Genomic DNA, 22163 nt, shown 5'->3' on the forward strand with positions numbered 1-22163 from the left:
GGGGTCTATTTAACGTTAAGAAAATTACGCTAGAACTAGGTTAAAGTTTTTGTATCTAGTTGTTCTAAATAAAAAATTTTAACGACGTTATAGTGCAATTTAATTCGTTAAATTGATCAAAGATTTATGCAGGTTGGTATTACATAACCTGAACACTGGTTAAGGGATTTACTAACGTATTGAGCCATGGTGATATTTAAATTTATTTTCTCTAGCCAGAGATTTCCAGTGAAAACAAGGCGAATTTACACGTTAATAGCCAGCCTATATGCAAGTAAACTCAACGCAGTTAGTGCTTAATTTACTTGCTCGGGATAGATTTATTATCCAGAACTCAGGTTACATACGAATCACAGTATTTTTACATCTTTGTTATTACCCCTTAAATTAATATTGTTTATTTAAATGATAATCACTGCATATGTTGTTAATCACACCAGAAAAAAGGATAATACACAGGATTTTTATAGCGTGAGGCTCGCATGACTGAATATGTCTTGTTATTGATTGGTACTGTTCTGGTTAATAACTTTGTATTAGTACAATTTTTAGGCTTATGTCCTTTTATGGGTGTATCAGGAAAACTTGATACGGCTATTGGTATGTCTTTGGCTACCACTTTCGTGCTTACGCTCGCCTCCGTCACGAGTTATTTAGTGAATCAGTATATTTTAATCCCACTCGACATAGAGTTTTTGCGCACAATGAGCTTTATTTTAGTAATTGCCGTTGTGGTGCAATTTACCGAAATGGTGGTACGTAAAACCAGCCCAACCCTATATCGATTATTAGGAATATTTTTACCACTTATAACCACTAACTGTGCTGTATTAGGTGTCGCTTTACTAAATATCAAAGAAGATCACTCATTTTTACAATCGGCAGTGTATGGTTTTGGCGCTGCGGTTGGTTTTTCGTTAGTGCTGGTATTATTTGCAGCATTACGTGAACGTTTAGCAGCAGCTGACGTACCCACTCCTTTTAAAGGCGCCTCTATTGCCATGATAACCGCAGGATTGATGTCGATGGCGTTTATGGGCTTTACCGGATTAGTGAAATTTTAATATGACCTTGTTTTATGCCTTAATTGCGCTTGGCTCGTTAGCGCTGGTTTTTGGGTTGATTTTAGGATTTGCCGCTATACGATTTCGCGTAGAGAGCAATCCCATTGTTGAGCAAATAGACACCATTTTACCGCAAACCCAGTGCGGACAATGTGGCTACCCAGGTTGTCGCCCCTATGCTGAAGCAATTGCAAATGGCGATGAAATAAACAAATGCCCACCGGGTGGCGAAGCTACCATGAAAAAGCTTGCCGGCTTAATGGGAGTTGATGAAAAACCACTTGCCGGCGGCGAACAAGCAGAGCCAATAAAAACGGTAGCCTACATTCGCGAAGACGAATGTATTGGCTGCACTAAATGCATCCAGGCTTGCCCTGTTGACGCTATTTTAGGCGCGACTCGCCAAATGCACACGGTGTTAATTGATGAATGTACTGGCTGCGATTTATGTGTTGAGCCCTGCCCTGTAGATTGCATTGATATGCTGCCTGTAGCCGAAACTAAACAAAACTGGAAATGGCAGCTAGATGCTATTCCTGTTACACAAATAGATTAGAGGTTTGAGTGGATAAGTTACTTGAACAAATAAAAAAAGGGGTTGTTTGGCCATTTCCTGGCGGCATACACCCACCACAACAAAAATCACTCTCTAATAGTGCTAGTATTACGCGCCTACCATTGCCCGATAAGCTCGTAGTGGCGCTAAAGCAACACATAGGCGCAAACGGTAAGCTGCTTGTAGAAAAAGGACAACGTGTACTTAAAGGCCAAGCTCTAACCTCCCCTGCTGCAAACTGGTCAGTGCCTGTACATGCCCCAAGCTCGGGTATTGTTACTGATATAGCACCAATGCCTTCTGCGCATCCTTCTGCATTACCTGAGCTGAGTGTTGTTATTGAACCAGATGGTAAAGATGAATGGGTGGCACTTAACCCAATTTATAATCCAACAACGCTTACCCACGACGAACTAGTAAATATAATTCATCAAGCCGGTATTAGCGGTATGGGCGGCGCAGGTTTTCCTACTTATGTAAAAGCTGACACAAAGCAACCGATTGAGTTTTTGATAGTCAATGCGGTTGAGTGTGAACCCTATATTACAGCCGACGATACCTTAATGCGTGAGCATGCAATTGAGGTAATTCAAGGCCTTGAACTCATGCAACAGTTGCTAAACCCAACGTTGTGTATTGTGGGCATTGAAGATAACAAGCCTGAAGCTATTGCAGCTATGAGTAAAGCGGCTGAGCATAACAAAAAAATAATTGTGCAAACGGTCCCGACTATTTACCCATCGGGCGGTGAAAAACAACTTATTAAGCTACTCACTAATCGTGAAGTGCCAAGCGCCGGCATACCGGCTGACATTGGCGTACTTGTACAAAACACAGGTACGTTGTTTGCCGTGCAGCAAGCTGTGTACGAAGGTAAGCCACTCATTGAACGGGTAGTCACTGTAACAGGTAATACTATTCATAAACCTGGTAATGTGTGGGCACTACTTGGCACTGAAATAAAACATTTACTTGATTGCCAAGGTTTTTCACCTGTACCACAGCAACGCGTTGTTATGGGCGGCCCGATGATGGGCTTTACTCTGCCAACAGTGCGGATTGGCATAGTTAAAACAACTAACTGTATTTTAGCGCCTGATCATAAAGAGCTAGCAGAACCCGGCCCTGAAAAAGCCTGTATACGCTGTAGTGCGTGTGCTGATGCCTGCCCTGCTTCTTTATTGCCACAGCAATTACAGTGGTTTGCTAAGTCAAAAGAATACGACAAACTACAAGAACACAATTTATTTGATTGTATCGAATGTGGCGCATGTGCCTATGTTTGCCCAAGTGAAATCCCACTTGTACAGTACTACCGTGTCGCCAAAGTGGAAATTAAAGAACAACAGGCTGATAAAATTAAAGCCGATCGCGCAAAAGAGCGTTTTGATGCACGTAAAGAGCGCCTAGATCGCGAGCAAGAAGAAAGACAAAACCGCCATAAACGTAAACCTGCTGCTAAATCGGCTGACGAAAAACAAAAAGTAGCTGATGCTTTAGCCCGCGTTAAAAACAAATCAGATAATGGCGATGAAAAATCAGCTGTTGCTGCCGCTATAGCCCGCGCCAAAGCTAAAAAGCTCGGTGATCAATCTGCGGAATTAGAACCTGATAATAGTGAAGTCGCAAAAGAACGCGCGCTACGTAAAGAACAAGCTAGAAAATATAAAGATCAAAAATCTCAAACAGATGAATCAGCCGATACTGCACCTGTTGATGATAAAAAATCAGCAGTGGCTGCAGCAATTGCTCGCGCTAAAGCTAAAAAAGCAGCGCAAGCAAATGAAGGTACTGAGCCAGTCGTTAATGAAGCGCCACAAAGCGATGCACCAGTTGATGACAAAAAAGCCGCCGTTGCCGCTGCTATTGCACGCGCTAAAGCTAAAAAAGCAGCTAAAGCCTTAGAAAATGCAGAGCCAGTCGTTAGTGAAGCGCCGCAAACCGAAGCACCAGTTGATGATAAAAAAGCCGCCGTTGCCGCTGCTATTGCACGCGCCAAAGCTAAAAAAGCAGCTAAAGCCTTAGAAAATGCAGAGCCTGCCGTTAGTGAAGCGCCGCAAACCGAAGCACCAGTTGATGATAAAAAAGCCGCCGTTGCCGCTGCTATTGCACGCGCCAAAGCTAAAAAAGCAGCTAAAGCACTAGAGAATGCAGAGCCTTCCGTTAGTGAAGCGCCGCAAACCGAAGCACCAGTTGATGATAAAAAAGCCGCCGTTGCCGCTGCTATTGCACGCGCCAAAGCTAAAAAAGCAGCTAAAGCACTAGAGAATGCAGAGCCTGCCGTTAGTGAAGCGCCGCAAACCGAAACTCCTGTTGATGATAAAAAAGCAGCCGTTGCCGCTGCTATTGCACGCGCTAAAGCTAAAAAAGCAGCTAAAGCAAATGAAGGTACTGAGCCAGCCATTAGTGAAGCGCCGCAAACCGAAGCACCAGTTGATGATAAAAAAGCCGCCGTTGCCGCTGCTATTGCACGCGCCAAAGCTAAAAAAGCAGCTGAAGCACTTCAAGATGCAGAAGCACCAAACGCACCCGATAATACCGACAATTCATCTAGCTCTATTGACGCTGACGTACCTAAATCAAGCGACGATAAGAAAAAAGCAGCTGTTGCTGCCGCTATTGCCCGAGCAAAAGCCAAAAAGTTACAAAAAGAAGGAAATGATCAGTCATGAAATTAACCATGGCCAGTTCGCCGCATAACCACAGTCATAAATCGTTAACGCGATTAATGCTTACCGTTATAGCTGCGTGTATTCCTGGACTCATTGCTCAAGTTGTATTTTTTGGCACTGGCGTGCTTATTCAATTAGTACTGGCATTAACTGCAGTTACGGTTTTTGAAGCTGCCATAATGCTGATGCGAAAGCGCCCGGTTTGGCCTGCATTAAGTGATGGCAGTGCATGGCTAACCGCTGTGTTATTAGCGTTAAGTATTCCGCCTTTAGCCCCGTGGTGGATAATTATTATTGGTTGTTTATTTTCTATTATTATCGTTAAACAATTATATGGCGGCTTAGGGTTTAACTTATTTAACCCCGCAATGGCTGCCTATGTGCTGTTATTAGTTTCATTTCCGGTACAAATGACTTCTTGGTTACCTGTGTCTGAACTATCTAACAACGTTATAGGGTTTACTGAACAACTACGTATAATATTTACCGACTTCACCTCCATTGGTTATAGTTTAGATCAAGTCCGCGCAGGTATTGACGGAATCACTATGGCAACGCCTTTAGACACCATTAAAACCGATATTGGTCATGGTTTAACGGTTACCGAAAGCATGCAAAAAACATTATTTAATGAATGGGCAGGCCTTGGCTGGATGTGGGTTAATTTAGGCTTTTTAGCAGGTGGTTTATACCTATTAAAAGAAAAAATAATTAACTGGCATATTCCAGTCAGCTTTATTGCAAGCTTAGCTATATGCAGCGCCATTGGTTATATTGCCACCCCAGGAACCGAGCCTGGCACAATATTTCACTTATTAAGTGGTGCTACTATGATGGGCGCATTTTTTATAGCTACCGATCCGGTATCAGCTGCCACAACTAATAAAGGTCGTTTAATTTACGGTGCTTTAATTGGCCTACTAGTGTATTTAATTCGTACTTTTGGTGGTTATCCTGATGCCGTTGCGTTTGCTGTACTGTTATTAAACATTGCAGTGCCATTGATTGACTACTACACGCAACCACGTACTTATGGCCATGGAGCAGTAAAATGATTATTTCATCAATGGCTAAAAATGGCGCTATTTTAACGGCATTTGCCCTTGTAACCACGGGGCTCGTTGCGTCAATTAATGCATTAACCGCCGATAAAATTGCCGAACAAGAACAGCTACACCTAACGTCTCAGTTGCAAGAAGTGCTTGACCCGAGTACTTACGATAACGCGCTTTCAACCGATTGCGTTATTATTTCAGATGAACGGTTAGGCCCTTATGCTAATCAAATAATTTATCGCGCCCGCAAAAATAACAAACCCGTTGCTCTTGTTGTAAGGCATGTCACACCAAGTGGTTACAGTGGCGATATTAACTTGCTAACGGCCGTTTTAAGTGATGGTACTATTGCAGGCGTGCGCACCACTAAACACGAAGAAACCCCTGGTTTAGGTGATAAGGTAGAAGTTAAAAAATCCTCTTGGATCACCACATTTAAAAGTTTAACAGTGCAAGGCGAAGACGATGCTCGCTGGGCCGTTAAAAAAGACGGGGGACAATTTGATCAGTTCACAGGAGCCACCATTACGCCTCGCGCAGTGGTTGGCTCAGTAAAAAACGCAGTGCTGTTCGCACAGAGTGAATTTGATGCTATTTTTGCCGCGCCTAACGCCAAATGTGCAGAGGTAACTAAATGAGCGAATTAAAAACATTATATAAAGAAGGTGTATGGGTAAATAACCCTGCCCTAGTGCAGCTTTTAGGTCTTTGCCCGTTATTAGCTGTTACCTCTACAATTACAAATGCACTGGGTCTAGGGCTTGCAACACTGCTTGTTTTAGTAGGCTCTAATATTAGTGTATCAATAGTAAGAAACTGGGTACCAAAAGATATTCGTATTCCGGTGTTTGTTATGATCATTGCAGGCTTTGTAACTATAGTGCAGTTACTCATGAACGCTTATACATTTGGGCTTTATCAGTCTTTAGGGATTTTTATCCCGCTGATTGTTACTAACTGCGCCATTATTGGCCGTGCTGAAGCCTATGCGTCTAAAAACCCAATTCACTTATCAGCCTTTGATGGCTTAATGATGGGCTTGGGCTTTATGATTGTGCTGGTCGTTTTAGGCGCAATGCGTGAACTAATTGGCCAAGGTACATTATTCGACAGCGCCGACTTATTATTAGGCCCGTGGGCACAAAGCTTACGCATTGAAGTATTTAGCTTTGATAACCAATTTTTACTGGCCATTTTGCCACCCGGTGCCTTTTTAGGCCTGGGGCTGCTTATTGCGGCTAAAAACCTAATAGACGCACAAATAAAATCAAAACAAATCGCACCGCCAGAGGCTGAAAAAGGCCCTCGAGCACGTGTTACTAGCTTAACTTAAGGGGAAAGCGCATTAACTTAGCAAAAGCTAATGCGTTTTAAGTTGCATGAATAAAGAAAAACGTCACCAAATACTCTCTCGCCTGCGCGACGATAATCCACATCCAGTTACAGAGCTTGAATATTCAAGCCCGTTCGAATTACTAGTCGCAGTAACACTCTCAGCGCAAGCAACCGACGTAGGCGTTAATAAAGCCACTCGTAAGCTGTTCCCTGTTGCTAATACACCCCAAGCTATTTTAGATATTGGCCACGATACACTGCGTGATTACATTAAAACCATTGGCCTATTTAATTCAAAAGCGGCCAACGTTTACAAAATGTGCCAAATATTGGTAGATGAACATAACAGCATAGTGCCAGAAAATCGTGAAGCCCTAGAAGCCCTACCAGGCGTTGGCCGTAAAACAGCTAATGTTGTACTCAATACCGCCTTTGGTTGGCCTGTAATAGCAGTAGATACGCATATATTTCGTGTTTCTAATCGCACTAAGCTTGCCATGGGTAAAGATGTTGTAGCCGTTGAACAAAAACTTGAAAAAGTAGTGCCTGCAGAATTTAAAGTAGACGTACATCATTGGTTGATTCTTCACGGACGTTATACCTGCGTAGCGCGTAAACCTAAGTGTGGCAGCTGTATTATTGAAGACTTGTGTGAGTTTAAAGATAAAACAGAGTAACTATAGGCTGCCTTGAGCGATGAGAGGTCACTCAATTTTGTGTTGTATGAACGAAAATTTTACCGCTGTGTTATTCATTGTTAGCAATAAACTGATTGAAGTTATTAGGTGTGTAACGTTCAGAATTGCACCTAGATAATCTATTTGCTATTTTACGCCCTAACAGAAGGAAAATTTAAGGATTTAAGGATGATTCAACTGCAGCGCTACCCAATGCCAGATCGACCAAGTAACCCTAGCCCTTTAGAAATGGCTATTTATAATTATGAATTACTAGCAAAAAAACACTATGACGATAAGCGTCGTAAATCTCCTGCATCTAAGGAAAAGCTGCAAAGAGATTACGACCATTTGCAAAAAGAACGCAAGCGTTTAGAGCACTTGCTTATTGCACAACAAAGCTTAGAGTCTTACCGTGCAGAAAGCGAAGGTACCTCTATTAAGGAGCTAGCAGAAGAAGAGCATCATCCGACGGAAAAACTTGCTAAGTTTTTACGAGCGGCAGGCGAGCCAAAACCGACTTCATATCATGAGGCGCATCACATTGTGTGTGGTAAGGGGCGATATAGACAACGTCTTACATATGCCACACGTTTAAGAATGCATTCGTTTGGTATTGGTATTAATGATCCTACGAATGGGGTATGGCTAAGAAACTTTGAAAAAAACAAGTCAGATGATTGGGCTACGCCTGACACTGTTTCTCATAGAAGGTTGCATCGTCATAATTATGAAGTTTGGGTGTCTACTAGTTTAAGAACCAAAGTAAATAAACTTGATTTTGTAAATGCATTACGTGGCGTGAAAATAAAAATTAAAAATCATATGGTGCCAGCCAACGTTATGATGCGTAAAGATGCTAATTGGGATGGTAAATCATGAAGTTGTTCTCGTTAAAGCCAGTTACTAATTCTTACGACATGGTTGAGTGGGACATACTTTCATTTTCTGAAAAAATACAACCAATGTTGCCACCTAATCAAGATGCTTGCATGTTTCTACTTGATATCCATATGAATAATGACTCTTTATTAGAGTATTGGCCTCAAAGTTATGAGTTGTCTTTTTTACCTGGTTACCTAAAAGATAACTACGATATAAGTATCATGGATGGATTTATCGCTCTTAGGATGAATGCTTATGAAGCTTTAAAAGATTTATTAGCGCCTCTAGGTGAGTTTATTGAAACAAAAGCTGATGGTGAGCCTATTGTAATTTTTAATTTGCGTACATTTGGACAAGAAGATGAAGCAAAATGTGAACGCGAATATTTAGATGGTTATCCTCTAGATTATATCAAGATTGCTTTCATAAATGATGATGTAAAAAATAAGCCAGTTTTTAAAAGCAAGTTTACAGGTGGTTCTCGTTTTTTTTGTACTGATAAGTTTAAATCTGCTGTAGAAGATAATGGATTGACGGGTGTTTATATTGACGAAGATCTCGATAATATTTTTTCTAATTAAGTTAATTTAGGTGAATAAAATCTTATTCAGAGATATTGTGTAAAACTAAAAAACGACCTTTAAAACCCACTATTCTATTTTAGTTATTTCAAAGCCCACGTGGATGTGGGTTTTTTAACGCCGGTAATCCGGTAATCCCCCGAGTGTTGTTAGCCTTTATTTCATAGATATCATTGGCAGTTAATACTAAGGTCAAACGTTACTGTTTGACCTTAGTAAAATTATATCAACTTTTGACCATTTGAAGACCATCTATATCTAACATACTGATCAAACTCAGGTTCATCTGCATGTTCTAAAACTATAATCTGTGGCTTAAATCCAATTTTTGGATCTCTTTCAAGTTCATTCAAGAACCGCTCAAAAACCTTGAATATATTTATTACTTGTTTAATATTCTCATCAACTTCTTCTTCACCCAATAACTCTTGTTTATTATTAGAAGAAAATCTTCTTGTTACTTTTGGAAAATATACCTGACTAGGTTGATCTAGAAATAATATTGCTGGTATTACAGAGTTTGAGCTTGAGGTTAATTTTAAAATTGACAAGAAAACCGCTAGATGACAAGCCAACCAGTTCGCACCACTACCCATTTCTGATAGTAGTATTTCTTGTTTTTTAAAGTAATAAGCGAATGTGAAATCTTCTGTTTTGAATTTCATCTCACCATCTCGTAAATCATCTTCAAAATCTAAGTCTTTTTTAAGCTCATTCATTGTCTCATTGATGATTGCATTGGCCTCGGAAAATTTATGCTCAAGACCATAGCCTCGAATCAGCCTGATACAGGTTTCTAACTCCTCTTTCATAGCTGAAAGATCGTGGCTAGTTTTTTCTAACTTTTGCCCTTCAATAAAGAACTCTAAGGTGCTCTCTATTCTCCCACGAATATTATTTAGTGAGTCCCTTATATCTAGGTTATCTTTATTTCTGAATAATTTTCTTAATTGTCTTATTTCATTATCTATATTAGCTACGACCTGTTTTTGCTTGTCTCGCCTTAAAAGTAATGAATTAAGAGACTTAGAACTGTCCTGTTTGTAACTACCAACTCGGGACAGTTCATCAAGAAGTAGCTCTCTAGAGCGCTTAACCTCTTCCACTTTAGAAACAAGACTAGTTACTGGTGTGCTACATAACGGGCAACTAACACTGTTTTTAGATACAGACTCATCTTGTGATACTTCTGCAAGGCGTGCCATCGAGTTTGAGTAATCTACTGACTCCTCCTCATTTTCCTTAATAAGACTTATCAATTGATTACATTCATATAAAGACGTTAGCTCTTTATCTTTTGCTTTCTCTAAGGCATTTAGCTGTTTATTGAAGTCAACATTTTGCTCTGCATTCAATGGTACAGAAGGCAGGTTTCTCGCTAAATTTTTTAGCTTTTCCAGTGATGCATCTTCATCCAAAAATTTAAGATTTAACACTCTATAATACTGCCTAATTGGTATAAGTAGTTTTTCTCTTTTTTCTTGAATACCGAGCAAAGCTTTCTTTTTTTCTGTCTCTATCTTTTTTATTTGTTTTTCTAAATCTTCAGATCTTTTCTTCAATCTGTAGTATCTGCTATCAACCCAGCCCATAAAGATAGGAAATTGATCAATTACTGTTCTACTCTTAATGAAATTATCGAACCTATAAAACAAACTATGTTTATTAGCTATTAAATTCTGATGCTGAAAGAATAGTGAAGTAGCATTCCGAATTGAGACTTTCCCTTTCTTAAGTTCATAATCATCATTATTCAATGATGTATCTTCAACCGATAATCCTAAGTGCTCTTCAAAGTCCTTTTGAACCTCTAATCTAGTCCTATTTTTCTTGGACTTAAAATAGTTAGAGTTAATTTCATCATCAACATTGAAATCAGCAGAATATTCAACAGAAAAATAACACTTTGAAGGTTGATTATTTGATCGTCCAATGATTATCTTTTTATTATCATGTTCAAATACGCAACAAAATATGTCTGTGAAATCAGTGACTTTTCCCACTGGGATTGTAGAGCGCTTTGAAAACAAACAAAAATCCACAATCTCTATTAAAGCACTTTTCCCTGTTTTTGAGTCACCTGTTATTATATTCAACCCTCGATCAAAACCAAGAATTTTCAAATCACCATCATGACCAATTAGTATTATATTTTTTAAAAAAGCTTTCATATGCTTGTGACCCTAGATTTAAGAAGAACATTAACATATCCTTCTTTCGCAAAAATAATACCTAAGTTATAAGATGCCTTTATAAACTCTTTTTTATAGTGATTTTTTATTAAGGCTTTTTCTAAATTATTTCCATTCAAAATGAAAGAATCAATTCTAGTTTCACGAATTGAACTGAGGTAGATCACACCATAATTTGTCACAGACTTTGAGTGTTGAACTTTATCATTTATAAAAAACAATCGTTCTTTAATTTCATCATCCTTTAGAAATGCAGTTTGAAATGTGCTACTAGCATTAGAGCTATTCAGTTTTCTCCTTAAAACATCATCCATAACAAAAGGAACAACAAGATAAATCAACTCAAACTTTGCACCTCTTTCGTCAACTCGCCTAGCACCTTCTATAAATGAATATAGTATTTCAGCAACAAAATGGGGAGAGTACTTCAAATCTCTAATAACCTGAGGATTCACTAGTCAATATCCTCTTTATTATATTTCCAAGTATAAGCGGTGTTATTAATAGCCTCGTGTACTTTACCTCTCATGAAGTAAGGTTTCGTACCACTTACCTCAGGTACTTCTAACACCGAACTATTATGGAATTCAAGATATGCTTCACGTGCTGCCTTGTTAGATTTAGAGGTACCTAAATCTTCACAATCTATTTCATAAGAATATTGTCTTTTAAACCCTGTAGCTTTCTCTACTGCATCTACTAAATAGTTATCTATAATTTCGGGCATAATGTCTGGTTTAAGATCTACAAGGCTCTCTTCACTGTTTTTAGCTTTGAAGTAATCATTGAGAGCAACACCTCTATCCCTACCTTTCAAACCTATATCTTTATACTCTAATAAAAACAAATAACCATCAGCATGCTGCTCCGTGTCATAATCCGTGCGGTCTACAGGAAAAGGAATGCTATCTCCACTCCATCTGTTCACTTGAAACTGAAAAGCATCATCAAAATCATTGATATTAACCTTCCAATGTCGGTGGTCTTCGATTGCATTTTTATTGACGTATGAATATATCCAATGGAAGATGCTATCTCTGTATGGCTCCAACACGCACTTCAATTTGCGAGCTTCCAATAAGCTATTCCATTTATCTTCTACATGCTCCCGAGATTGATCAATTGTAAATCGAGACAATATTCTCAATAGCTCGGCATCCGATGCACCTTCAAAAATTTTGTTATACAGAGACTTAATTGAAGGTGATGGTACGTGAGACTTTATGATGTTGAGCTTTTCATCAGCACTTCGTGTGTTCCAACCATGAAATATTGAACTCTCGGAAATGAAAGATGTCGTGTGTAACACAATTTTCTCAAACATTGAAGAGTCTTCAACCACCAAGTTTTTCAAAGTGTTCCAGAAATCTTTTGAGTTACTAGCTAAGTTATGCTCTTCTACGTGGTGTTTTACCTCTGTGAACGTCTTACCATCATAGACATCTCCAAAGCACTCTATCCAAATAGTCTCATTGGGTTTTGCATCAAAGCACTTCTCAATGGCGATTAAGACTTGGTAAACATAGCCTAAATACTTTAGTGTAGCGTTGTTGGCAAAACCTTCTGTCATCCTGTCGATTACTCCTAGATTCACTCTACATTAACTTCGCGCACTGGTAAAAACTCGCGATTTCGTTTTGATCTCGAAACCAATTTCACCACTATTCCAGATCGAAGTAAATAAAATTACCATATTTACCATAAGGTTAGAAAGGATTAATTTTGTACAAATGCTTCATGAATGCAAGTAAAACCTGTTGAATATCGAGCTGTCTAGCTATGATACCTTCTAAAAAGGGGTATTCCTGTGCAATTTTCAAGCAGTTGCAGGGGTGAAACGCAAGGGTTCAGGTCTTACTTTTTTCTCTTATCCATTTTTGTATATCAAAGTTGAATGGACTTTGTTTTATATTGAGAAAGTAAGATTAACTTTTAGAGCTTGACTGGCACGATGTACGACCTGACTCCAGAATTCAATTTGCTTTCCAAACCTGAGCAATCAACGTAAAATCATTGTCAATTAATTGAGGTTTCATAAAGTTTTTAATATGACTAATTTAGAAATTTACGAACAAGCAACGAATGTTCTAACAATGATCACAGCCGATTTAAACGATAGTATTTACCAAAATATGAATGGTAAACTGACTCTATTGTTTGGAACTGATTGTAGTGGTACAGTGATTTTGGCCACCCATTAAGAAAAAAATGTTATGCTAATAATCATACAAATTTGGGTGAAAAAATGACGAAATTAAAACGCGCAACATATTCAGCGGCAATTAAATTAGAAACGGCTCAGCTTGTAGTAGACCAAGGTTATACGCAAGAAGACGCAGCAAAAGCTATGGGGGTGGGTAAATCAACCGTAAGTAAGTGGGTTACTCAATTAAAGCTAGAACGCAATGGTCAGTCACCATCAGCGTCACCAATGACGCCCGAACAAATTGAAATCCGCGAACTTAAAAAGCAAATCCAACGCATTGAATTAGAAAAGGATATATTAAAAAAGGCTACGGTGATATCAAGTGGTCAGTGCAACATGGTTTTTAATCATATCATTAGGAGTTAAATAGTTTAATATCCTTCTTGGTCGATTATTTAGTTTATTAGCGATTTTATCTAAATAACTTTGGTCAAAGCCATGTAGACTTGTCTTTTTGGGGAAGTACTGCCTTATATGTATTAGTTCAGACAAGATCTGACAATTCAACTTGAAAAAGTGAGAGTTACCCGTTTTGATAAAGGTGTCGAATCTTTAAATCAAAACAAACAAAAAGGTAACTCTCATGTTGCATACTAACAATCCAATCATAAAACACAAAGCTGGTTTACTTAACCTTGCCGAAGAACTAGGCAATGTATCAAGAGCCTGTAAAGTCATGGGCGTATCACGAGATACATTTTATCGTTATCAAGAACTCGTTAATGAAGGTGGTATCGATGCATTAATCGAAAAGAACCGCCGTACACCAAATATAAAGAATCGCGTTGACGAAGAAACAGAGCAAGCCGTCATTAACTATGCAGTTGACTATCCTGCTCACGGTCAACATAGAACCAGCAATGAGCTTCGTAAGTTAGGCGTGTTTGTCTCAGGTAGTGGTGTTCGTTCAATCTGGTTGCGTCACGATTTAGAAAACTTCAAAAAACGATTGAAAGCATTGGAAAACAAAGTCGCTAATGAAGGTATTATTTTATCTGACGCTCAAGTTGCTGCGCTAGAAAAGAAAAAACATGACGATGAAGCCTGTGGTGAAATTGAAACAGCGCATCCCGGTTATCTTGGCTCACAAGACACATTTTATGTTGGTAACCTTAAAGGTGTTGGTCGTATCTATCAACAAACCTTTGTGGATACCTACAGTAAAGTCGCCTTTGCGAAGCTCTACACAACGAAAACGCCAATTACAGCGGCTGACATGCTCAATGATAAAGTATTGCCTTATTTCGAAGGTCACAAATTGCCTATGCTTAGAATATTAACTGACCGAGGAACTGAGTATTGCGGGCGAGTTGAGCATCATGATTATCAGCTATATTTGGCAATTAACGACATCGACCATACAAAAACGAAAGCAATGTCCCCGCAAACAAATGGTATCTGTGAGCGTTTCCATAAGACGATTTTGAACGAGTTCTATCAAATCACATTCCGCAAAAAGTTGTACGATTCAATGGAAAAACTACAAAAAGATCTGGACGAATGGATGGATTACTACAACAATGATCGGACTCATCAAGGAAAAGTATGTTGCGGTCGAACACCACTTGAAACATTACTGGATGGAAAAACGGTTTGGGCAGAAAAGAATTTAGCTCAAATCTAAACTAACAGTCACCATTAGAAAAATGGGTAACTGTCAGATCAAGTCTGAGCTAGTACATCTCATAGAGCGCGGTTCACATCCATACTTTTGTGTAAGATGCGGACAATAAGTATCTGATTTTCTTTATGCCCTTTGTAATAAATCACATGGTTAGCATGAGGGTATTTACTACAACCTTCTCTAATACAATCGCAGTTAATTCCTATTTTGGGATCATTTGCTAATAATTGAAATGAGTTATCGAGTATTTTTAAATAACTATTTCGTTGTGCTTGACCCCATGTGAGTTGGGTGTATTTTGCAATTTTTATTAAATCCGATTTTGCTTTAGCTGATAATGCGAATTTATTCATCAATTATTTTCTTTATCAAGCTCGGCAATTAAAGAATCATAGCTATATTCAACGGTGCCACTTTGTTCACCTTGAACTAGCATATTACGCAAATTAAGTCGTTTAGTTTCTTCATCTTCTAATGCTCGCAAACCAGCTCTAAGCACTTCGCTTGCTGAACCGTAACGACCTGAATGAAGTTGCTGGCTTATAAATTGATCAAAATGATCACCTAAAGTAACACTTGTATTTTTAGCCATAGTTAAACCTTTGTTTAGTTAATACCAATATATATTGGATTATGGTATAAAAAATATAACAAGGCAATTAAATCGGACGCATAACGGCGTTTATGGCGGCGTTATAATTTCATGGTAAATATGAGAGCCCTCGTTCTGATTTTAAATTTGCGAGAAAAATACTAAAACCGAAAGCACAATATACCAAGGCAATTGCTCATAACTGTATTTTTGATGTGCTATTCATTGATTTGCCAGTTTTCTTTAAATTTTACCTTAATAAAGATTATTCTGGTGTTACTGCTGACAAGGCAGTGGCTGTATATTGGTCAACAGTAATACCAAATCTAGATCATGTCTCGACTGGATTTAACTTAAACCCTGAGTTGGGTAATTGACTTGTCGAAGAGGCTACTGATACAGATTTACAGTATATTGTTACTGAATTAAAAAAATTATAACAAGGCATTATCAAAGTATTAATTTCACAAGTCTCACTCCTTTGGTTATGCTATTGAGCATTATAAATCTTATTGCGAAAACCTCTATGCTACCTCTACTTCGTATCTTGATAATTGAGCAAGACCCAACCACTTTACATGGGCTTTCAACGAATCTGTCAAAGACTATTCCTAATTTTGAGCGTGATGATATTCATATCGATATTATTGAATGCCTTGAGCTTAAACGCGCGTTGGAACATGTAGCGGAAGATGGTGATATTCAAGCCGTGGTTCTAAGCTGGGATATGCACAATAAAGTGGGTGAGCGTATGTATAGCCGCTTTATTGAAGAGTTAAAGGCTATTCGTCTTGAGCTGCCGGTTTATGTTGTTGGCGACGACACCAAAGGGCTAGAAATCGTTAACGAGTCAGAAGAAATTGAATCGTTTTTCTTTAAAGATGAAGTAATTTCTGACCCTGAAGCAATTTTAGGTTATATGATCAACGATTTTGACGACCGTTCGGAAACGCCATTTTGGACGGCGTATCGTCGTTATGTGGGCGAGTCGAACGATTCATGGCACACACCGGGTCATAGCGGGGGTTCTAGCTTTAGAAACTCTCCTTATATTAAAGATTTTTATCAGTTTTATGGCCGCAATGTATTTGTTGGCGATCTGTCGGTGTCGGTAGACTCGCTAGGCTCATTGTCAGACAGCACGAATACTATTGGTCGCGCTCAAGAATCAGCAGCGGCAACATTTGAAGTTAAGCACACCTACTTTGTTACAAACGGTTCGTCTACCTCAAATAAAATTATTTTACAAACACTCCTGCGTAAGGGAGATAAAGTAATTGTTGACCGTAATTGTCATAAATCAGTCCACTATGGCATTTTGCAATCTGCCAGTTACCCCATTTATTTGGCGAGTATTTTAAATCCAAAATATGGCATTTTCGCGCCACCGTCGTTGGCCGACATAAAGTTAGCAATTGAAAACAATACTGATGCTAAATTACTGGTGCTTACAGGTTGTACTTACGATGGCCTGCTTAGCGACCTGAAGCAAGTCGTAGATTACGCTCATCAATATGGTATTAAGGTGTTTATTGACGAGGCGTGGTTTGCATACTCTTTGTTTCATCCTAGCTTTCGTTATTATTCTGCTATACATGCTGGGGCCGACTACATTACCCACTCTGCACATAAAGTAGTGTCGGCGTTTTCTCAGGCCTCTTATATTCATATTAACGACCCCGATTTTGATGCTGATTTTTTTCGAGATATTTACAGTATCTACGCCAGCACATCGCCCAAATATCAGCTTATTGCGTCTCTTGATGTATGCCAAAAGCAATTAGAGATGGAAGGCTATAAGCTGCTCAATGCGCTGCTAAATCATGTTGACGAATTTAAACAACAGATGGCGTCGCTCAAGCACATTAAAGTGCTAGGTAAGCAAGACTTTATGGATATATTTCCGCACTTTAGCGGTGATAACATGGGTCACGATCCGTTAAAAATACTCATTGATATTAGTGAGCTACCTTATTCATTAAAAGATATTCATAAATATTTACTGGACGAAATTGGTCTAGAAATAGAAAAATACACGCACAGCACTATCTTGGTTTTACTCACGCTTGGCGGCACACGTTCGAAAATAATTCGTTTGTACAATGCATTGAAAAAGCTAGATGGGGGCAAAGTGAAGCTGTCGAAATCGACGCGCAGAGCCCGCTTACCAGAAAATTTACCCGCCATCGATCTCGCGTGTATTCCAAGCGATGCTTTTTATGGCGAGCGCGAATCGGTGCCTATTAGCAAAAGTAACAACCGCATTTGCGCTGGTTTAGTTACCCCATATCCGCCAGGTATTCCGCTTTTAGTGCCGGGCCAGCATATTACTGAAGATCACATTGAATATTTGCAGGAATTGGCAAGCCAAGGGCTGACAATTCAAGGCAGTTTTGATGGTGAAATTTATGTACTTAAGGGAAAGGTTAAGAAGTAACGGTATTCGTTTAGTACTATCGTTATCGCTGGGCAGTAATGTCGCAAGACATTGCTGCTGTATGAAGCGTTATTGCATGAGTGATAATTCCCGATTACACCGATAATTTAATGCAAGCGCGTAATTAACAGTTGTTCCACTTTAATATCATTAATGTTTATGACTTCGCGTTTATGACCGTCATTAACGACATAATCGATGCCTTTTGGTATACGGTTCAATGTATAGATGGGAGTATGGCTGGGTTCGTATTGGGGATGATCAATATCTGAGCCATACAGGGTTGGTTATGCGTAGGTACAAACCACAAACTTGTTATAGCTCGCAGCGAGTGAACACAGCCAAAAACTGGCCTGACATTGACACTAAAGAAAACTAAAAGCATGAGCGCAGCATCAACAGATACATGTGCAATTAATTTATTATAAAAGGAATTTAGATGGTATTTCCATCACTTGAAACTGATCGGCTATTACTCACAGAGCTTCGTGTTGAAGATGAAGCTGAGTTGTTCAATTTATTTTCTAACCCATCTGTAATCGAATACTATGATTTAGATGTTTTTCGTGAACACAATCAAGCTGCTAATTTGATTAACCTTTTTAATGAAAGATACCACGAACAGCAAGGCATCAGATGGGCCATCCGATTAAAACCAACAGGACAATTGATAGGCACTTGCGGGTTTAATTCGTGGAACAGTAAAATGCGTAATGCTGTAATTGGTTACGAGCTACACCCTCAATTTTGGCGATGTGGCTATACTGTGGAAGCAGTCCGCGCAATTGTTGATGCTGGTTTTTCTGGAATATTAGCTTGTGGGAAGTTAAACCGAATTCAGGCTGATACGATACCCGAAAATATCGCATCTGAATCATTATTATTGCGGCTTGGATTTAAAGAAGAAGGACTTCGACGTGAGTGTGGGTTTTGGAAAAATAAATTTCATGACCTCAAGTGCTTCGGCTTACTCCGTTCAGAGTTCAGTTCTATATAAATATGTTTACAATTTTTATTCACAAGACGTTGAGGCTATTTAAGTTGTCCCTTAGGCTACGTCCATCAACATGGAGTGTATATGTCAGAATATTTTGCCAAAATTAATTGGGTAAGAGAAAATAATGAAAGTTATATTGATAATAAATATAGCCGTGGGCATAAATGGATTTTCGATGGCGGTCAAACCGTACTAGCTTCATCTTCCCCTCATGTTGTTCCATTACCTTATTCAATTGAAAAAAATGTCGATCCCGAAGAGGCTTTTGTTGCATCACTTTCTAGTTGCCACATGTTATTCTTTTTATCTATTGCCGCCAAAAAAAAGTATGTAGTTGACTCATATGTAGACGAGGCAGTTGGTATTATGGAAAAAGATAGTGATGGTAAAATTTCAATGACTAAAGTCACACTTAAACCACATGTTCAGTTTTCAGGCGATAAGAAACCAACAATGGAGCAACTTGAGAAAATGCATCATCAATCCCATGAACAATGTTTTATAGCTAATTCCGTAAAAACTGAAGTTGTTACGGAAATTTCAGTTTAACTGTATTAGTTCAGACAAGATCTGACAATTCAACTTGAAAAAGTGAGAGTTACCCGTTTTGATAAAGGTGTCGAATCTTTAAATCAAAACAAACAAAAAGGTAACTCTCATGTTGCATACTAACAATCCAATCATAAAACACAAAGCTGGTTTACTTAACCTTGCCGAAGAACTAGGCAATGTATCAAGAGCCTGTAAAGTCATGGGCGTATCACGAGATACATTTTATCGTTATCAAGAACTCGTTAATGAAGGTGGTATCGATGCATTAATCGAAAAGAACCGCCGTACACCAAATATAAAGAATCGCGTTGACGAAGAAACAGAGCAAGCCGTCATTAACTATGCAGTTGACTATCCTGCTCACGGTCAACATAGAACCAGCAATGAGCTTCGTAAGTTAGGCGTGTTTGTCTCAGGTAGTGGTGTTCGTTCAATCTGGTTGCGTCACGATTTAGAAAACTTCAAAAAACGATTGAAAGCATTGGAAAACAAAGTCGCTAATGAAGGTATTATTTTATCTGACGCTCAAGTTGCTGCGCTAGAAAAGAAAAAACATGACGATGAAGCCTGTGGTGAAATTGAAACAGCGCATCCCGGTTATCTTGGCTCACAAGACACATTTTATGTTGGTAACCTTAAAGGTGTTGGTCGTATCTATCAACAAACCTTTGTGGATACCTACAGTAAAGTCGCCTTTGCGAAGCTCTACACAACGAAAACGCCAATTACAGCGGCTGACATGCTCAATGATAAAGTATTGCCTTATTTCGAAGGTCACAAATTGCCTATGCTTAGAATATTAACTGACCGAGGAACTGAGTATTGCGGGCGAGTTGAGCATCATGATTATCAGCTATATTTGGCAATTAACGACATCGACCATACAAAAACGAAAGCAATGTCCCCGCAAACAAATGGTATCTGTGAGCGTTTCCATAAGACGATTTTGAACGAGTTCTATCAAATCACATTCCGCAAAAAGTTGTACGATTCAATGGAAAAACTACAAAAAGATCTGGACGAATGGATGGATTACTACAACAATGATCGGACTCATCAAGGAAAAGTATGTTGCGGTCGAACACCACTTGAAACATTACTGGATGGAAAAACGGTTTGGGCAGAAAAGAATTTAGCTCAAATCTAAACTAACAGTCACCATTAGAAAAATGGGTAACTGTCAGATCAAGTCTGAGCTAGTACAGTTTAACTAGTAAGTTTAGATACTCCCGACAACTCATGACTCTTTTTAGTCGTTTTAACTGTCGGGTTAATGAGTTTATCCACTGCTATTTTGAGACTATGTACTGGCCTGTAATCACTGAAACATGCATATTTTCGCATTTTATCGTGCTAACTTCGCCTTGAGTAAAAATGCTGTTAAAGTTTACAAAGTAGCCTGTGTAGTATTAACCAGCTTATATACAACACTGATGAGTATTGTACTTACCATACACCCTCTTGCCTGTAAGCAAGATTGTTGTCGGATTATACGATTTATGTGAATTTAAAGACAAAACGCCATAAAATAAAATTTTATCAATAACAAAAAATCGTAAATTAGCTTATGCTCTGTTTTAAAAGAAAAATAAGATAATTCCTTGGCTTACAGTTAGACTAATACTTATTATTTTGACTACTAAAATTTCGTATTTATAATAAAAATTAATTATGCCAAGCTTTAACTGTGTTTCTTTACGTTGTAAGCAGCATAAAATTTGAGTTTAAAGTTAACAAAACCTCCCCACTTTGAGAGATTAAGTAATGCAAAATGTTAAAAAGCGCAGACGTTTCTGGATGGTTGTAGAAAAACTAGAAGCCTTAATTGATCAAGGTATTTATCCAGTAGGTGGCCGTTTGCCTGCAGAGCGTGAAATGGCAGAAGTTTACGATGTTAGTCGCCCTACTATTCGTGAAGCTATTATTGCGCTGGAAGTTAGAAAGCGCGTTGAAGTAAAAACTGGATCGGGTGTATTTGTTACTAGTAGTAAAAAAACAGCGTCTTTAACTCCCCCAATAAGTGCATTTGAACTAACTCAGGCACGCGCATTAGTCGAATCGGAAGCTGCAGCTCTAGCGGCCTCTAAAATTTCAGATAGTGAGCTACAAGCACTTAAGCAAACACTAATAGACATGGAATTTTCTGACAAAGCTGATGAAGCTGATCAACTTTTCCATGAAATTATCGCACAAGCAACTCGTAATAAAGCGCTAGCACTTACCATTAATAACTTTTGGAAGTTACGACGCTCAGAACCACAAATATTATTAGCTCACCAAGGTGTTTGTTCGCAAAATATAAATCAGCGTTTGGCTGAGCACACCACTATCTATGATGCAATAGCTGATCGAAACCCATCCGCCGCAAGAAAGGCGATGCATAATCACTTTAATAGATTGATCAATGCATTATTTGAAGCAAGTGAAGCTAAAGCATTGGAAGAAGTAAGACGAAAAACAGACGAAACTCGTGGGCTTTATTCAATTTCTCACTTAACTAAATAACCTGAACTCTGAATAGTACCAACTTGCATAAATATTTGAGCAAGTTAACGAATTAAATTGCATTATAACGTCGTTAAAAGTTTTAATTTAGAACAAGATACAAAAAATTTGCCTAGTTCAGCGTAATTTTTTAACGTTAAATAGACCCATATATAAGCAGATTGGTATAATAAATCTCTTAACCAGAGTTCAGCTTAGTTAATACACAAACTCACCTAGCTTTAGAATGATAA

20 protein-coding genes and 2 pseudogenes are annotated in these 22163 nt (G+C 38.7%); 16 read left to right on the plus strand and 6 right to left on the minus strand.

Annotated elements, in window-relative coordinates:
• Positions 1 to 482: 482 nt before the first annotated feature.
• The 9 genes from rsxA (at position 483) to LOS73_RS15050 (ending at position 8825) form a co-directional block, all read left to right on the plus strand.
• Positions 483 to 1064: an electron transport complex subunit RsxA gene (gene rsxA / locus LOS73_RS15010; protein ID WP_008134172.1), complete on the plus strand. Its 582-nt coding sequence runs from the start codon at positions 483 to 485 to the stop codon at positions 1062 to 1064.
• Position 1065: 1 nt separating this feature from the next.
• Entirely contained in the window at positions 1066 to 1620 is a 555-nt protein-coding gene (gene rsxB / locus LOS73_RS15015) for an electron transport complex subunit RsxB (protein WP_007379057.1), read from the plus strand.
• 8 nt (positions 1621 to 1628) lie between these two features.
• Positions 1629 to 4292, plus strand: coding sequence for an electron transport complex subunit RsxC (rsxC, locus tag LOS73_RS15020; protein WP_457933921.1), 2664 nt, complete (start codon positions 1629 to 1631; stop codon positions 4290 to 4292).
• Positions 4289 to 5347, plus strand: a complete 1059-nt coding sequence (gene rsxD, locus LOS73_RS15025; protein ID WP_457933922.1) for an electron transport complex subunit RsxD — start codon at positions 4289 to 4291, stop codon at positions 5345 to 5347. The genes rsxC and rsxD overlap by 4 nt, the downstream gene beginning before the upstream one ends.
• On the plus strand, positions 5344 to 5985 hold the full coding sequence (gene rsxG / locus LOS73_RS15030; protein WP_033031810.1) for an electron transport complex subunit RsxG: 642 nt from the start codon (positions 5344 to 5346) through the stop codon (positions 5983 to 5985). The genes rsxD and rsxG overlap by 4 nt, the downstream gene beginning before the upstream one ends.
• Complete coding sequence (locus LOS73_RS15035) at positions 5982 to 6680, plus strand: electron transport complex subunit E (protein ID WP_457933923.1); 699 nt, start codon at positions 5982 to 5984, stop codon at positions 6678 to 6680. The genes rsxG and LOS73_RS15035 overlap by 4 nt, the downstream gene beginning before the upstream one ends.
• 46 nt (positions 6681 to 6726) lie before the next feature.
• Positions 6727 to 7359: an endonuclease III gene (gene nth / locus LOS73_RS15040; protein WP_007379030.1), complete on the plus strand. Its 633-nt coding sequence runs from the start codon at positions 6727 to 6729 to the stop codon at positions 7357 to 7359.
• 189 nt (positions 7360 to 7548) lie between these two features.
• The gene (locus LOS73_RS15045) at positions 7549 to 8241 is read left to right on the plus strand and encodes an AHH domain-containing protein (RefSeq protein WP_033040943.1); all 693 of its coding nucleotides are present in this window, start codon (positions 7549 to 7551) and stop codon (positions 8239 to 8241) included.
• Entirely contained in the window at positions 8238 to 8825 is a 588-nt protein-coding gene (locus tag LOS73_RS15050; RefSeq protein ID WP_457933924.1) for an imm11 family protein, read from the plus strand. The genes LOS73_RS15045 and LOS73_RS15050 overlap by 4 nt, the downstream gene beginning before the upstream one ends.
• Before the next feature lie 221 nt (positions 8826 to 9046).
• Here LOS73_RS15050 and LOS73_RS15055 read toward each other — a convergent pair whose 3' ends face one another.
• Genes LOS73_RS15055 through LOS73_RS15065 form a run of 3 tightly spaced genes read right to left on the minus strand, consistent with a single transcriptional unit; the run spans position 9047 to position 12587 of the window.
• Entirely contained in the window at positions 9047 to 10996 is a 1950-nt protein-coding gene (locus LOS73_RS15055) for a DUF3732 domain-containing protein (RefSeq protein WP_457933925.1), read from the minus strand.
• Positions 10993 to 11472 carry a three component ABC system middle component gene (locus tag LOS73_RS15060; protein WP_033023879.1) on the minus strand — a complete coding sequence of 160 codons (480 nt, stop codon included), beginning with the start codon at positions 11470 to 11472 and terminating at the stop codon, positions 10993 to 10995. The genes LOS73_RS15055 and LOS73_RS15060 overlap by 4 nt, the downstream gene beginning before the upstream one ends.
• On the minus strand, positions 11472 to 12587 hold the full coding sequence (locus LOS73_RS15065) for a hypothetical protein (protein ID WP_457933926.1): 1116 nt from the start codon (positions 12585 to 12587) through the stop codon (positions 11472 to 11474). Before LOS73_RS15065 ends, LOS73_RS15060 begins: the two co-directional genes overlap by 1 nt.
• A 675-nt stretch (positions 12588 to 13262) precedes the next feature.
• Between LOS73_RS15065 and LOS73_RS15070 the strand changes: the two are divergent.
• Positions 13263 to 13529 (plus strand): annotated as a pseudogene (locus LOS73_RS15070) (transposase); the annotation flags it as partial.
• A gap of 12 nt (positions 13530 to 13541) precedes the next feature.
• Here the strand turns inward: LOS73_RS15070 and LOS73_RS15075 are convergent.
• Positions 13542 to 13691 (minus strand): annotated as a pseudogene (locus LOS73_RS15075) (IS30 family transposase); the annotation flags it as partial.
• Positions 13692 to 13806: 115 nt separating this feature from the next.
• Here LOS73_RS15075 and LOS73_RS15080 point away from each other — a divergent pair.
• Positions 13807 to 14847, plus strand: a complete 1041-nt coding sequence (locus LOS73_RS15080; RefSeq protein WP_337149778.1) for an IS481 family transposase — start codon at positions 13807 to 13809, stop codon at positions 14845 to 14847.
• Between the two features lie 59 nt (positions 14848 to 14906).
• Here the strand turns inward: LOS73_RS15080 and LOS73_RS15085 are convergent, their stop codons facing one another.
• Both LOS73_RS15085 and LOS73_RS15090 read right to left on the minus strand, forming a co-directional pair.
• Positions 14907 to 15200 carry a type II toxin-antitoxin system RelE/ParE family toxin gene (locus LOS73_RS15085; RefSeq protein ID WP_457933927.1) on the minus strand — a complete coding sequence of 98 codons (294 nt, stop codon included), beginning with the start codon at positions 15198 to 15200 and terminating at the stop codon, positions 14907 to 14909.
• A complete protein-coding gene (locus LOS73_RS15090) occupies positions 15200 to 15439 on the minus strand; it encodes a type II toxin-antitoxin system ParD family antitoxin (RefSeq protein WP_008137405.1) in 240 nt (79 codons plus the stop codon). The genes LOS73_RS15085 and LOS73_RS15090 overlap by 1 nt, the downstream gene beginning before the upstream one ends.
• Positions 15440 to 15965: 526 nt before the next feature.
• Between LOS73_RS15090 and LOS73_RS15095 the strand changes: the two genes are divergently transcribed.
• The 5 genes from LOS73_RS15095 (at position 15966) to LOS73_RS15115 (ending at position 21930) form a co-directional block, all read left to right on the plus strand.
• Complete coding sequence (locus LOS73_RS15095) at positions 15966 to 17876, plus strand: aminotransferase class V-fold PLP-dependent enzyme (protein WP_033023881.1); 1911 nt, start codon at positions 15966 to 15968, stop codon at positions 17874 to 17876.
• A gap of 439 nt (positions 17877 to 18315) precedes the next feature.
• Positions 18316 to 18873: a GNAT family N-acetyltransferase gene (locus LOS73_RS15100; RefSeq protein WP_457933928.1), complete on the plus strand. Its 558-nt coding sequence runs from the start codon at positions 18316 to 18318 to the stop codon at positions 18871 to 18873.
• A gap of 81 nt (positions 18874 to 18954) precedes the next feature.
• Positions 18955 to 19422 carry an OsmC family protein gene (locus LOS73_RS15105; RefSeq protein WP_007378953.1) on the plus strand — a complete coding sequence of 156 codons (468 nt, stop codon included), beginning with the start codon at positions 18955 to 18957 and terminating at the stop codon, positions 19420 to 19422.
• Positions 19423 to 19531: 109 nt separating this feature from the next.
• Complete coding sequence (locus tag LOS73_RS15110) at positions 19532 to 20572, plus strand: IS481 family transposase (RefSeq protein WP_337149778.1); 1041 nt, start codon at positions 19532 to 19534, stop codon at positions 20570 to 20572.
• Between the two features lie 617 nt (positions 20573 to 21189).
• The gene (locus LOS73_RS15115; RefSeq protein WP_008137413.1) at positions 21190 to 21930 is read left to right on the plus strand and encodes a FadR/GntR family transcriptional regulator; all 741 of its coding nucleotides are present in this window, start codon (positions 21190 to 21192) and stop codon (positions 21928 to 21930) included.
• Positions 21931 to 22163 lie beyond the last annotated feature (233 nt).

This window comes from Pseudoalteromonas sp. SCSIO 43210 (assembly GCF_054133285.1).

Coding starts and splice junctions, on each gene's coding strand:
- rsxA (WP_008134172.1), top strand. CDS start 483: ATGACTGAATATGTCTTGTTATTGATTGGTACTGTTCTGGTTAATAAC.
- rsxB (WP_007379057.1), top strand. CDS start 1,066: ATGACCTTGTTTTATGCCTTAATTGCGCTTGGCTCGTTAGCGCTGGTT.
- rsxD (WP_457933922.1), top strand. CDS start 4,289: ATGAAATTAACCATGGCCAGTTCGCCGCATAACCACAGTCATAAATCG.
- rsxG (WP_033031810.1), top strand. CDS start 5,344: ATGATTATTTCATCAATGGCTAAAAATGGCGCTATTTTAACGGCATTT.
- LOS73_RS15035 (WP_457933923.1), top strand. CDS start 5,982: ATGAGCGAATTAAAAACATTATATAAAGAAGGTGTATGGGTAAATAAC.
- nth (WP_007379030.1), top strand. CDS start 6,727: ATGAATAAAGAAAAACGTCACCAAATACTCTCTCGCCTGCGCGACGAT.
- LOS73_RS15045 (WP_033040943.1), top strand. CDS start 7,549: ATGATTCAACTGCAGCGCTACCCAATGCCAGATCGACCAAGTAACCCT.
- LOS73_RS15050 (WP_457933924.1), top strand. CDS start 8,238: ATGAAGTTGTTCTCGTTAAAGCCAGTTACTAATTCTTACGACATGGTT.
- LOS73_RS15055 (WP_457933925.1), bottom strand. CDS start 10,996: ATGAAAGCTTTTTTAAAAAATATAATACTAATTGGTCATGATGGTGAT.
- LOS73_RS15065 (WP_457933926.1), bottom strand. CDS start 12,587: ATGACAGAAGGTTTTGCCAACAACGCTACACTAAAGTATTTAGGCTAT.
- LOS73_RS15080 (WP_337149778.1), top strand. CDS start 13,807: ATGTTGCATACTAACAATCCAATCATAAAACACAAAGCTGGTTTACTT.
- LOS73_RS15085 (WP_457933927.1), bottom strand. CDS start 15,200: ATGAATAAATTCGCATTATCAGCTAAAGCAAAATCGGATTTAATAAAA.
- LOS73_RS15090 (WP_008137405.1), bottom strand. CDS start 15,439: ATGGCTAAAAATACAAGTGTTACTTTAGGTGATCATTTTGATCAATTT.
- LOS73_RS15095 (WP_033023881.1), top strand. CDS start 15,966: ATGCTACCTCTACTTCGTATCTTGATAATTGAGCAAGACCCAACCACT.
- LOS73_RS15100 (WP_457933928.1), top strand. CDS start 18,316: ATGGTATTTCCATCACTTGAAACTGATCGGCTATTACTCACAGAGCTT.
- LOS73_RS15105 (WP_007378953.1), top strand. CDS start 18,955: ATGTCAGAATATTTTGCCAAAATTAATTGGGTAAGAGAAAATAATGAA.
- LOS73_RS15110 (WP_337149778.1), top strand. CDS start 19,532: ATGTTGCATACTAACAATCCAATCATAAAACACAAAGCTGGTTTACTT.
- LOS73_RS15115 (WP_008137413.1), top strand. CDS start 21,190: ATGCAAAATGTTAAAAAGCGCAGACGTTTCTGGATGGTTGTAGAAAAA.